The organism is Streptomyces albicerus (assembly GCF_008905045.1).
In the GTDB taxonomy this organism is placed as follows: domain Bacteria; phylum Actinomycetota; class Actinomycetes; order Streptomycetales; family Streptomycetaceae; genus Streptomyces; species Streptomyces albicerus.
The window spans coordinates 98,667-110,712 of the sequence record NZ_VWMY01000015.1 but is presented as its reverse complement, the minus strand read 5'-3'; the positions used below and the strand labels follow the sequence as shown (position 1 = coordinate 110,712).

Below are 12,046 nucleotides of genomic sequence, written 5' to 3'. Positions count from 1 at the left end.
GGGGGCGGGGCCGTGTCGGGATGTCCGTCCGCAGCCGGTGACGTAAGGCGTTGTTGTGGCTCGGTGGTCCCGGGCGGGTGTCGTCGTACGCTGCGGCCGAACATCCCGCCACGTCCCCTCCGGCCGGAACCACCAAGCCCCGCAAGGGGCGGGAGCTCCTTCAGGGGCGCGGGCCCCTTAGGGGCGCGGGGAACTGCGCGAGCAACCCACGACGGCCGGCAGTCGACAACGGGCCCTTTAAGGGGCGCGGGGAACTGCGCGACCAGCCCCCACCGGCCGGTGGAGAGAAGTCAGCCGGCAGTGTTGAGCCGTACTGGAAGGGTGCGGTGGCCGTTGGAGATGAAGGACGCCACCGGGTTCAACTCATTGGCAGAGACGGCGAGTTCGAGGTGCGGGAAGCGCTCGAAGAGGGCCGGAAGCGCAACACGAGCCTCCATGCGACCCAGCGGAGCGCCGAGGCAGAAGTGGATGCCGTGGCCGAAGGCCAAGTGCTCCTTGCCGAGGCGGGTGACGTCGAAGCGGTCGGCGTCCGGCCCGTAGTCCTCCGGGTTGCGCCCGGCGGCAGCGTACGCCGCGAGGATCGCCTCGCCCTTGCCGATCACAAGGCCGTCCGGGCCGCCGAGTTCACCCATCGCCACGTCCTCGACGGCGTACCGCAGCGGCAGGCTGGCGACCGGTGCCTCGACCCGGAGGGTCTCCTCGACCACGTCGTCCCATCCGGCCCGGCCCGCGCGGACGTGCGCGAGCTGCTCGGGATGGGTGAGCAGGGCGTGAATGGCGTTGTCGATCAAGTTGACCGTGGTCTCGTGGCCCGCGCTGATCATCAGCACCAGCGTGTCGAGCAGTTCCTGCTCGCTGAGCCGCGTGTCACCCTCCTCGTCGCGCGCCGCGATGAGCGCGGAGGTGAGGTCGTCGCCGGGCGACTCCCGCTTGGCGGTGACGAGTTCGCCGAGGGCCGCGTACAGCCTCGTATAGATGTCCGTGACCTCCTCCGGGGTGGCGGCGGTGTTGAAGACGCCGTCCACGACGGCCCGCAGCTCCGCGCCCTTTTCCTCGGGCAGCCCGAACAGGTCGCTGATCACCTGGATCGGAAGGGGGTAACAGAACTCCTCGCGCAGATCGACTGCTTCGCCCCGCCGTCCGGCCTCCTCGATGCGGTCGAGCAGGCTCTTGGTGATCTCCTCGATGCGTGGCTGCAGCGCGGCCGTACGGCGGGCGGTGAACGCCTTGGACACCAGCGTCCGCAGGCGTTTGTGCTCTCCGCCGTACGCCGTGAACATGTTCTGCACCGCGACCCAGGTGAACAGCGGCCACTCCGGAGAGATCTCCCCGTTGATCCACAGCGGCCAGTGCTGCCGCGGATCCTTCGACACCCGAGGATCGGTGAGCAGCCGCTTCAGCAGATCCGTACTGCTCACCGCCCAGGCCTCCACACCGTCGGGGAGCTCTACTAACGTCACCGGACCGCGCGCCCGTATCCGCGCCGCCTCGCCGTGGATGTCGCGACCGGACGGGTCGATGACGATGGAGCCCTGCTCTGACATGGGAGCCTCCCAGTACTCAAATTCGAACCGCTCGAACACCGATACGGCGAGTGACGTTACGCGGCCGTAGGGTGCGCGAACGAGACCGCGCGAGGCGTGCTGCGCATGCCGTCAAGTTCCCTACGCGTACCGGCAAGTTGAGGGCGGGTGTCCGCTCTAGGGTCGTGCCCCCCAGGTGAGAGGCGGTGGGAGCCGAACCATGCCGAGCAGCGACGCCCCCAGGTGGCTGCGGCCCCTCGGTCCGGAGGTACGGACGCTCCCGGCCGGCGAGTGGTGGGACGCGGTACGCGTGCCGCTGGCCACGGGCGTCCGCATTCTCGACCATCTGGGCCCGCGTACGGGAGCGGTCATCGAGGACGGGTTCGGCGGCAGCGGCATCCTCTACTGGCTCATCCCGCCGGGTGCGGCTGAGACGTGGCACCTGCCGCCGGCCCAGATCCTCGGCCCGGGCTCCCACGTGGCCATCCCGCCCCGGCACCGCACGTGCGCCCCCGGCCTGCACTGGCGGGTGCCGCCGACCAGGACCCGGCACTGGACGGACCCGGCCAGCCTCCATACGGCCCTGCGGACCACGCTGAGCTGAAGCAGAGGCACCAAGTCCAGACTCCGACTCCGGGACTCTGTCCCCGGGACCCCGAGGTTCTGACTCCGAGGCTCCGGCCCCGGTGCCCTGACTCCGAGGTCCTGACTCGAAACTCCCGCCCCGGCCGGCCCTCACCGCCCTGAGCCCCGGCCGGGGCGGGCCCGGCCGCACCCGGCCCCGCCGTACCCCAACCCCGCCCCACTGTCCTCGTGCGGGGTTCTTGACGGCTTTGAGTTACCGGTAACATCATGGCTCTCGTAGCGCTGCCGCCGACGCCCCGGCCGGCTCGTCGCCCACGGGAGCGTGGGCCGTCAACTGGAGTCCGTGTGACCGACCACGTGACAGACCCGTCGACCGCGCAACCGGTCACGAGCGTCCCGACGTATGCCCAAGTGGCCCCGGGCGCCCCCGTGTTCAGCAAGGCCGCGGTGGTCGCCTCCTGCGTCGGCTTCGTGCTCATCGGCGTGCTCCAGGCCCTCTACGGACCCGCGATCCCCGCCTTCCGCGAGGAGTTCGGGCTCTCGCCGTCCGCCGCCGGGCTCGGCCTGAGCGCGCACTTCGTCGGCGGGGTCGCCGGGGTGCTGCTCTTCGACCGGCTGTACGGCCGACTCGGCAACCGGCAGATCCTCGGCGCCTCGTATCTGCTGATGGCCGTCGGTGCGGCGGGCTTCGCGCTGGCGCCGAACTGGCCCGTCGCGCTGGCCACGGCCCTGCTCGCCGGACTCGGCTTCGGCGGCATCGACTACGGCCTCAACCAGCTGTTCGCCGTCGGTTTCGGGCACCGCTCGACCGCCATGCTCAACATCCTCAACGCGCACTTCGGTGTGGGCGCGATCCTCGGGCCGGCCCTGATCGGCTTGGTCGGCGCCGAGCACTACCCGGCGGTCTTCCTCGCCTTCGCCGCCGCCAACCTGCCGCTGCTGCTGTGCCTCAAGGGCGTACGCGATCACGCGCCGCATCCGACTGCCGGTGATCCTGAGTCCGGCCGCGGCGGGCAGGTCCTCGGTCGCAGTCTGGGCTCCGTACTGGCCGTCTTCGTCACCCTCTATGTCCTGCACGTGGGCATCGAGGCGGGCGTCGGCGGCTGGGAGCCCACCCACCTGGAGACGGTCGGGTACGGCGCCGGGGTCGCCGCCACCGCCACCTCCGTGTACTGGCTGATGATGACCGTCGGCCGCTTCCTCGTGGCACCGATCGCGCTGCGCTACTCCGCCCAGTCCATCATCACGGTCTCCTGCGCGGGCATGACGGTCTGCCTGCTGCTGGCCACCGTGCCGGGGCTCGCCCCGTACGCGTACGCGGGTGTCGGTCTGTTCATCGCGCCGATCTTCCCGACCGGGCTGCCCTGGCTCAACAAGGCCGCCCCGCAGGCCCGTCGAGCGGGCGCGGTGGTCATCGCCGCGTCGATGGTCGGCGGGGTCGCCGCAGGACCCGCGCTCGGCAAGGCCATCGAATGGTCCGGGATCCGTGCCGTCCCGCTCCTGCTGTGCGTGGTCTCCGCGCTGTGCCTGGCGGCCACGCTCTGGCTGATCCGTGCCACCCGAACCGCCGACTCCCGCTGAAGAACGCCCCCATGTCCGAACCCAGGTGAACCCGGGGCCCGAACCCGGGCGAACCCAAGCCAACCGAAGGGAAGTTCCCCTGTGTCCGCTCTGACCACCACCTCCGACGGCTTCCTGCTGCACGGCGAGCCGCTGCGCATCATCTCCGGCGCGATGCACTACTTCCGCGTCCACCCCGACCAGTGGGCCGACCGGCTGCGCAAGGCCCGCCTGATGGGCCTCAACACGGTGGAGACGTACGTACCGTGGAACCTCCACCAGCCGGAACCCGGCACTCTCGTCCTCGACGGCTTCCTCGACCTGCCCCGGTATCTGCGGCTGGCCAAGGCCGAGGGCCTGCACGTGCTGCTGCGCCCCGGCCCGTACATCTGCGCCGAGTGGGACGGCGGTGGTCTGCCCAACTGGCTCACCACCGACCCCGACATCCGGCTGCGCACCAGCGACCCCCGCTTCACGGACGCCCTCGACCGCTACCTCGACCTGCTGCTGCCCCCGCTGCTGCCGCACATGGCCGCGTCGGGCGGTCCGGTGCTCGCCGTACAGGTGGAGAACGAGTACGGGGCGTACGGCGACGACACCGCGTACCTCGAACACCTCGCCGAGTCCCTGCGCTCGCGCGGCATCGAGGAACTCCTCTTCACCTGCGACCAGGCCAACCCCGAGCATCTGGCGGCCGGCAGCCTGCCCGGCATCCTCACCACTGCCACCTTCGGCAGCAAGGTCACGTCCAACCTGGAGCAGCTGCGCGCCCACCAGCCCGAAGGGCCCCTGATGTGCGCGGAGTTCTGGATCGGCTGGTTCGACCACTGGGGCGAACCGCACCACGTGCGCGACGCGTCCGACGCCGCCGCCGACTTGGACCGGCTGCTCTCGGCGGGCGCCTCCGTCAACATCTACATGTTCCACGGCGGCACCAACTTCGGCTTCACCAACGGCGCGAACCACGACCACGCCTACGAGCCGATCGTGACGTCGTACGACTACGACGCCGCGCTCACCGAATCCGGCGACCCCGGCCCCAAGTACCACGCCTTCCGCGAGGTGATCGCCCGCCACGCGCCGGTCCCGGATGAGCCCGTTCCGGCTCCCGGCCCCAAACTCGGCCTCACCACAGTGGAGTTGGACCGCCGGGCCCCGCTGCTCCCGCACGTGACCACCCTCGCCAAGCCGGTACGCGTCGACGCCGACCCGATGACGATGGAGGAGCTGGGCCTGCGGGCGGGCTATGTCCTGTACCGCACCACCGTTCCGGCGCACGGCGACGGAGTGCTGCACTTCACGGGCGGCGTCGGCGACCGCGCCCAGGTCTTCGTGGACGGCGCCCCCGTCGGCGTACTCGAACGCGAGCGCCACGAGGAGAGCCTGCCCGTGCGCCTCCCGCACCCCGGCGCCACGCTGGACGTGCTCGTCGAGAACATGGGCGGCGTCAACTACGGCCCCCGCATCGGCGCCCCCAAGGGCCTGCTCGGCCCGGTCACCTTCAACGGCACCGCCCTGCAGGGCTGGGACTGCCACCCGCTGTCCCTGGACAACCTGGGCGCGGTGCCCTTCACTCCCTCGCAGGACGCGCCCGAGGACGCCGGGCCCGCCTTCCACCAGGGCACCTTCGAGGTGCGTACGCCCGCCGACACCTTCCTCTCCCTGCCCGGCTGGACCAAGGGCCAGGCCTGGGTCAACGGCTTCCACCTCGGCCGCTACTGGAACCGCGGCCCGCAGCGCACGCTGTACATCCCGGCGCCCGTACTGCGTCCCGGCGCCAACGAGTTGGTCCTGCTGGAGCTGCAGGCCACCAGCGGCCCGCGCGTGCTGCTCACCGACACGCCCGACCTCGGCCCGGTGAAGCCCTGATGACGCACGAAAAGGGGCACCGCCTTCGTGTCCCCGCCCCCGCCGGACCGCCGCTGACCGGCCACCTCCCGTTCGCCGACGCTCCCGGCGTGCCCGATCCGATCGAGGTCACCAGCCGCTACCTCACCCGCGGAGGCAGACCCTGGTTCCCGGTCTCCGGAGAGTTCCACTACACCCGCTACCCGGCCGGGGACTGGGAGGAGGAGCTCCTGAAGATGAAGGCGGGCGGGGTGACGGCCGTCGCGAGCTACGTCATCTGGATCCACCACGAGGAGACCGAGGGCCGCGTCCGCTTCGACGGCGACCGGGATCTCCGGCACTTCGCCGAACTCTGCGCCCGCCACGGCCTGGACTTCATCCCCCGCATCGGCCCCTGGTGCCACGCGGAGGTCCGCAACGGCGGCCTTCCCGACTGGCTGCTGGCCCGCGCCCGCTCCCCGCGCACCGACGATCCCGCGTACCTGGCACCCGTACGCACCTGGTACGAGGCGATCGCCGGGCAGCTGCGCGGCCTGGACCGGGCGAGCGGCGGACCGATCGTCGCGATCCAGATCGAGAACGAGCTCTACGACCAGCCGGGCCACCTGCTGACACTCAAGCGGATGGCGCAGGAGGCCGGTCTGAGCGCCCCGCTCTGGACCTCGACGGCCTGGGGCGGGGTCCAACTCCCGCCCGACGAACTGCTTCCGCTCTACGGCGGCTACCCCGAGACCTTCTGGACCGAGGCGGACGGCGGCTGGCCCGACACCTGCCGCAAGCACTTCTTCTTCACCCACCAGCGCGACGACGAGGGCATCGGCGCCGACCTGCGCCCGACGACGGTACGCGGCGGCGACCCGGCGGCCCTCGCCGACCGATTCCCCTGGGCCACCTGCGAGTTGGGCGGCGGCATGGCCGTGTCGTACCACCGCAGGCCGCGCGTCGACGCGGCCGACGTGGGCGCCCTCGGCCTCACCAAGATCGGCTGCGGCTCGGTGTGGCAGGGCTACTACATGTTCCACGGCGGCACGAATCCGTCCGGCGAGCTGACGACCCTTCAGGAGTCCCACGCCACCGACTACCCCAACGACCTCCCCGTCCTCACCTACGACTTCCAGGCCCCGCTCGGCGAGTACGGCCAGTACCGGCCCTCGTACGACGAACTCCGCCTCCAGCACCTGCTGTTGGCTGACTTCGGCCACTTGATCGCACCGATGGAGTCCGCGCTCCCCGAGCGGCGGCCGACGGGTCAGGACGACCGGGACACCCTGCGCTGGGCCGTCCGCGGTGACGCCACCTCGGGCTTCCTCTTCGTCAACAACCACCAGCCGCACGAGCCGTTACCGCCCCGTCCGGACACGTCGTTCACGGTCGAGTTCCCGGACGCGCCAACTCTCACGTTCCCCAGCACGCCGGTCACCGTCCCTTCCGGTGCCTACTTCTGCTGGCCGCTCCGCCTCGATGTCGGCGGACTGCGCCTCGACTGGGCCACCGCCCAGCCGGTGTGCACGGTCGACGACCACGGACGTACGGTCCTGGTGCTGGCCGCGACCGCCGGGATCGAGGTGGAACTCGCCCTGGACGCCGCCGCGTTGACCGCCGTCTTCGCACCCACGGGCAAGCTTGGTTCCGTCCACGGCCGGGTCCTGGTCACGGGGCTGCGGCCCGGCAGTGATGCCCTGGTCGAGGCCGACCTGACGGACGGTGGACGAGTCGGCTTCCTGGTCCTGGACGCGGCGACGGCCCGTACCGCCTACCGCGGTGTCGCGTGGGGAGCCGAGCGGCTGGTCCTCTGCGGCGACGGCAACGGCGACAGCGACGGCGTCGTCTTCGACGAGCACGCGGACGCGGTACGGGTGCACAGCCGGTCCGAGGAGCCGTCGTTCGCCGTGCTGCCCGCGCCGGAACGGGCGCCGGTGGTGGAGGGGGCGAGTGTGCGGGAGACGGCGGACGGGGTGTTCACGCGCTACACGATGCGGGCCGGGAGCCCGGGCGTGGACACGGTGGACATGGAGGTGTCAGCCGGGCTGGTCCGGCCCGCGGGCCCCGCGCCCGAGCCGATGACGGGTGTGCTGGGACGGGCGAGCGCGCCCCCGGACAAGTACTACGACACCGCTGCCGCCGAGTACCGCATCGACGTGCCGGACGGGCTTCTGCGCACGGGAGCTCTCCTGCGCATCCACTGGACCGGAGACGTGGCACGCGCGTACGTGGGGGACACGCTCGTGGCCGACCAGTTCCACTCGGGGCGGGTCTGGGACATCGGCCTGGACCGGCTCCCCGCCGGAGCCCTTCGTGAGGAGGGTCTGCGTGTGAGGGTGCTGCCACGGCACGTGGACGCCCGGGTGTACGTACCGACGGGGTCGGGCGGGGCCGGGGGAGCGGCTGCGACGGTCGAGCGCGTGGAATGGGTGAGGGCCCGCACGTGGGTGGCCGGGGCGGGCTGAGGCCTCGCACGTGGGTGGCCGAGGCAGGCTGAGGTCCCGGTACCCGATGGTTCTCCGGTCCGTCCCCGTCCTGACTGTTCCGCCCGGCGGCCTATCCTGTGGGCCTGCCGGGCGGGGCACGACCGCCGGGACGAGCCTGAAGGATGCACCCCCATGACCCGAAGTACCGGTGGCGGCGCCGTTCCCAAGGGCCGCAGCCGACGCAACTTCGCGGGAGCGCGCCCGGTGATGGACGACGTGGCGCGGCTGGCAGGTGTCTCCAAGCAGACCGTCTCCCGCGTACTGAACGACAATCCGTCCGTACGCCCCGAGACCCGCGAGGCCGTCCTGACCGCCATGCGCACGCTCGGCTACCGCCCGAGCCGCAGCGCACGCTCCCTGGCCAGCGGCAGGACCCGCATGCTCGGCGTGATCTCCTTCGACGCGGCCCGCTTCGGTCCCGCCTCCATCCTGACCGCGATCAACACCGCGGCCCAGGACGCCGGTTACCTGGTGAGCTCCATCGCGCTCGACACGGCGGACCGGGCCACCGTCGTACGCGCCGTGGACACCCTGTCGGCCGAGGGCGCGGACGGCGTGATCGCCATCGCCCCGCAGCGCTGGGTGGGCAGGGCCCTGGCGGAGGCACAGCTCGACACCCCGTTGATGGTGCTGGAGAACGACCTCGGAAAGGACGCGTCCTTCGTCACGGCGGACAACCGCGCGGGCGCTCGCAAGGCCACCGAGCACTTGCTGGAACTGGGCCACGCGACGGTCTGGCACATCCAGGGCCCCACGGGCTGGCTGTCGGCGGACCGCCGGGAGGAGGGCTGGCGGGCCACGCTGGAAGCGGCGGGCGCGGAGGTTCCCGAGCCCCTCATCGGCGACTGGAGCGCCGACTCGGGCTACGAACTGGGCCGCCAACTGGCCGGGCGCCCCGATGTCACCGCGATCTTCGCCTCCAACGACCAGATGGCCCTCGGCGTCCTGCGCGCCCTCCACGAGGCCGGCCGGCACGTTCCCGACGACGTCAGCGTGGTCGGCTACGACGACATCCCCGAGGCCGCCCATCTTCTGCCGCCACTCACCACGGTCCGCACCGACTTCCCCGAAATCGGCACCCGTTCCCTGCGCCTGCTCCTGTCCCAACTGGAGGGGCCGCCGGAGCCGGCTGTCGATCGCGTCGTACCCGTCGAACTGATCGTGCGCCGCAGTACGGGGCCGGCGCCGGGCCGCTGAGACTGCACGGAGCCGTGCCGCCGAAGTTGGAGCCGTGCTGCCAGCGTGCCAGCGTCATGGACAGTCATGGACAGGGAAATAAGGAAATTCTGTGCCGAGCAGGTGAGGGGGCGGACACGTCGGCGCGATAGAAAGGACGCATGCCGGAGCGCGAGACCCCTGTCGGGGCCATGGATGATGTCGATGCGGTGACCCGCGCGGTGCTGACCGCCTCGCGGCTGCTGGTCGCGGTCTCCGCACGCTCACTGGCCGGGGTCGAGGAGCGGGTCACGCTGCCGCAGGTCCGGATGCTGATGGTGCTGTCCACGCGCGGCGCCACCAAACTGGTCACGCTTGCCGACCTGCTCCAGGTCGCGCCGTCCACCGCCATGCGCATGGTCGACCGGCTCATCGCCGCCGGGCTGGCCGACCGGCAGACCAACCCCGTCAACCGGCGCGAGACCCTGCTGCAGCTCACGGAGGAGGGGCGGCGCACCACCGCGGACATCACCGCACGGCGGCGGGCCGAGATCGCCGCGATCGTCCAACGGCTCACCAGGACGCAGCGGGCGGCACTCGTCGAGGCGCTGACCGCCTTCAACGAGGCGGGCGGTGAACCCCTCGCTCCGGCAGAGGACGACACAGAGCCGCATCCACTGGGCTGGGTGGACGCGGCGGCAGCACACGATGCCTGAACGCCTCGGTCATCCGGCGCTCGGGCTGGGCGTCGGCGAGGTCGTGTTCACGTCCAGGCCCTCGGGCTCCGGGAGCGAGAGGACCGGTGCTCCGGGCTGGGGCGCCGGCGGGGTCATCTGGTCCTTGGGCATCTTCGGCGGGGTGGTCTGCTGGAAGTTGACCTGGTCGTAGTTGACCAGTTCGGTCTTCTCCAGCACGGTGATGTGGTCGAGCACGGTGTCGTTGGCCTGGTCGGCCAGCTGGCGGACCAGCGTGTTCTTGGTGCTGGCGCGGATCTTGGCGATCGTCGGGAAGATCTGCCCGTGGGTCACACGCATGATGTTGACCGCGGTCGTGTCGAACTGCTTGCCGGTGCTGCCGTCCACCGTCGCCACGAACTGCTGCTGCTGTGGGGACGCCTGGTTGGGCAGCGTGATGCCCAGCTCGGGGGCGATCTTGCGGCAGGTCGCGTCGAGCCGGGCGTGCCCGACGACGAGGTGCTCGCCGGCCTCCTTCATGGCCGGGGTCGTGCCCCGCTCCATGGACATCAGGCCGAGCGGATGCTCCCACAGCCCGGCCGCCCGGACCTTGATGACGAAGTCCCGGTCGGCCTCGGTCAGCGGCCCGTACGGGGTGTTGGCGATGATCCGTTCCTGGTTGGTGGCCGTGTTCTCCACTCCGAGCATGGCGGGGTACGCGAGCGCGGCGAGGGTCAGGACCAGTCCACCGCCCACGAATGCGGTACCTGCCTTGCGTTGCGATATGCGCATGCTGCCTCCTGGTGTGAGCGGGCTCGGACGCCAGGGAGTACGCATGGGACTCGCAGAACAATCATTGTGCCGGGTAAATTTTGCACGCTGCCAGGTGTTTCACGTCACATCCGCGAAGCTCGTGCGGGGCGGCGGCGCGGCTGCCGGGCGGACCGAGTGGGTCGAGCGGGCCACGCGGACCGAGTGGGCCGGCGGGCCGGTGTCACGCCGGCCGTACCAGGCCCGACTCGTAGGCGAAGACCACGGCTTGGACGCGGGCGCGTGCACCGATCTTGGTGAGGATCCTGCTGACGTGGGACTTGACGGTCGTCGGGGCGATGGACAACCGCTCGGCGATCTCGGCGTTGGACCAGCCGGAGGCGACGGCGGTGAGCACGTCGCGTTCGCGCTCGGTGAGGTCGCCGAGCCGGTGTTCCCGCTCGGGGGCGAGGACGGGGCGCTCCTGGCGGACGGCGTCGATGAGTTCGCGGGTCAGACCGGGGGAGATGACGGCGTCTCCGGTGGCCACGACGCGGACGGCCGCGGTCAGTTGGTCGGGGGTCGCGTCCTCGGGGAGGAACCCGCCGACGCCGGCGCGCAGGGCGGCGTAGGCGTACTCGTCATGGCCGGTGGCGGTCAGGATCAGTACGCGCGAGGGGTGCCCTCCTGGTCGTGAGGGGCGCCCTCCCGATCGAGAGGGGTGCCCTCCTGATCGAGAGGGGTGCCCTCCTGATCGAGTGGGTTCGGGAACCTGGGGGAGGGGCTCGGGCCGTGCGATGCGGCGGATGGTGTCGATGCCTTCCTGGTCGCGGATGCGGCTGTCCATCAGGACGACGTCGGGGCGGAGTTCGGCGCTCATACGGACCGCCTCGGCCCCGTCGGCGGCTTCGCCCACGACGGTCAGGTCGGGCTGAGCTGCCAGGACCATGCGGAATCCGATGCGCTGCAGGGCCTGGTCGTGGACGACAAGCACCGTGATCACGCCGGGTGTTCTCCGCGCGGGGGGAGGGGCGGCGACGGGCACCTCGCCGAGAACGCCTACCGGGCCCGGTACGGAACCGATGGCCGGTACGGAACCGCTGGCGGGACGAACCCAGGTCCGGGCGGCGCGCTCGTACGCCGACCGGCGCCCCGACCGGGTGGTGCGGGCACCGGAAGTACGGCTGAAACGTCCGGGGCTGTACAGGTGATCGGCCATGGTGATGTTCTCCCGGTCGGATCGGGTCGAGTCGGGTCGTTGGGCTGGTGCTGGTGCTGGTGCTGGTGCTGGTGCTGGGCGTCGCTTGTCGGTGCGCGAGGGCGTGAAGGGGTGGCTCGACGGCGTGAGGGGTGCGCGGCGGGCGGAGGTGTGAGGTCGTGCGGGGGAGAAGAGGGAGAGGGCGGGGGTGCCACCGGGGTGACGGGAAGCCTGACGGTGGGCTGAACGGGTCAGATGCGGAACGCGGGTAAGTCCCCTGCTGTG

Annotated in this window: 9 protein-coding genes; 6 read left to right on the top strand and 3 right to left on the bottom strand. The window is 71.3% G+C overall.

Annotated features, from left to right (window positions below; all coding sequences use genetic code 11):
* Positions 1 to 290: 290 nt before the first annotated feature.
* A complete protein-coding gene (locus GAS53_RS15330; protein ID WP_151478135.1) occupies positions 291 to 1,544 on the bottom strand; it encodes a cytochrome P450 family protein in 1,254 nt (417 codons plus the stop codon).
* 199 nt (positions 1,545 to 1,743) lie between these two features.
* On the opposite strand from GAS53_RS15330, the gene GAS53_RS15325 reads away from it, so the two are divergent.
* From GAS53_RS15325 to GAS53_RS15300, 6 genes are all read left to right on the top strand, one after another.
* The gene (locus GAS53_RS15325) at positions 1,744 to 2,127 is read left to right on the top strand and encodes a hypothetical protein (RefSeq protein WP_151478134.1); all 384 of its coding nucleotides are present in this window, start codon (positions 1,744 to 1,746) and stop codon (positions 2,125 to 2,127) included.
* 410 nt (positions 2,128 to 2,537) lie between these two features.
* Complete coding sequence (locus GAS53_RS15320; RefSeq protein WP_151478196.1) at positions 2,538 to 3,689, top strand: MFS transporter; 1,152 nt, start codon at positions 2,538 to 2,540, stop codon at positions 3,687 to 3,689.
* An 81-nt stretch (positions 3,690 to 3,770) separates the two neighbouring features.
* Positions 3,771 to 5,537: a glycoside hydrolase family 35 protein gene (locus GAS53_RS15315; RefSeq protein WP_151478133.1), complete on the top strand. Its 1,767-nt coding sequence runs from the start codon at positions 3,771 to 3,773 to the stop codon at positions 5,535 to 5,537.
* Positions 5,537 to 7,963, top strand: coding sequence for a beta-galactosidase (locus tag GAS53_RS15310; protein WP_151478132.1), 2,427 nt, complete (start codon positions 5,537 to 5,539; stop codon positions 7,961 to 7,963). Before GAS53_RS15315 ends, GAS53_RS15310 begins: the two co-directional genes overlap by 1 nt.
* A gap of 153 nt (positions 7,964 to 8,116) precedes the next feature.
* Positions 8,117 to 9,181 carry a LacI family DNA-binding transcriptional regulator gene (locus GAS53_RS15305; RefSeq protein WP_151478131.1) on the top strand — a complete coding sequence of 355 codons (1,065 nt, stop codon included), beginning with the start codon at positions 8,117 to 8,119 and terminating at the stop codon, positions 9,179 to 9,181.
* Positions 9,182 to 9,351: 170 nt separating this feature from the next.
* Positions 9,352 to 9,855 carry a MarR family winged helix-turn-helix transcriptional regulator gene (locus tag GAS53_RS15300; RefSeq protein WP_151478195.1) on the top strand — a complete coding sequence of 168 codons (504 nt, stop codon included), beginning with the start codon at positions 9,352 to 9,354 and terminating at the stop codon, positions 9,853 to 9,855.
* Between the two features lie 9 nt (positions 9,856 to 9,864).
* Here GAS53_RS15300 and GAS53_RS15295 read toward each other — a convergent pair whose 3' ends face one another.
* Positions 9,865 to 10,605 (bottom strand): DUF4142 domain-containing protein, encoded by a 741-nt coding sequence (locus tag GAS53_RS15295; protein WP_151478130.1) that lies wholly within the window; start codon positions 10,603 to 10,605, stop codon positions 9,865 to 9,867.
* Between the two features lie 202 nt (positions 10,606 to 10,807).
* Positions 10,808 to 11,566: a LuxR C-terminal-related transcriptional regulator gene (locus GAS53_RS15290; RefSeq protein WP_151478194.1), complete on the bottom strand. Its 759-nt coding sequence runs from the start codon at positions 11,564 to 11,566 to the stop codon at positions 10,808 to 10,810.
* Positions 11,567 to 12,046 lie beyond the last annotated feature (480 nt).

Excerpts from the sequence above, each read along its gene's own strand:
- GAS53_RS15330 (WP_151478135.1), bottom strand. The coding sequence starts at position 1,544 with ATGTCAGAGCAGGGCTCCATCGTCATCGACCCGTCCGGTCGCGACATC.
- GAS53_RS15325 (WP_151478134.1), top strand. The coding sequence starts at position 1,744 with ATGCCGAGCAGCGACGCCCCCAGGTGGCTGCGGCCCCTCGGTCCGGAG.
- GAS53_RS15310 (WP_151478132.1), top strand. The coding sequence starts at position 5,537 with ATGACGCACGAAAAGGGGCACCGCCTTCGTGTCCCCGCCCCCGCCGGA.
- GAS53_RS15305 (WP_151478131.1), top strand. The coding sequence starts at position 8,117 with ATGACCCGAAGTACCGGTGGCGGCGCCGTTCCCAAGGGCCGCAGCCGA.
- GAS53_RS15300 (WP_151478195.1), top strand. The coding sequence starts at position 9,352 with ATGGATGATGTCGATGCGGTGACCCGCGCGGTGCTGACCGCCTCGCGG.
- GAS53_RS15295 (WP_151478130.1), bottom strand. The coding sequence starts at position 10,605 with ATGCGCATATCGCAACGCAAGGCAGGTACCGCATTCGTGGGCGGTGGA.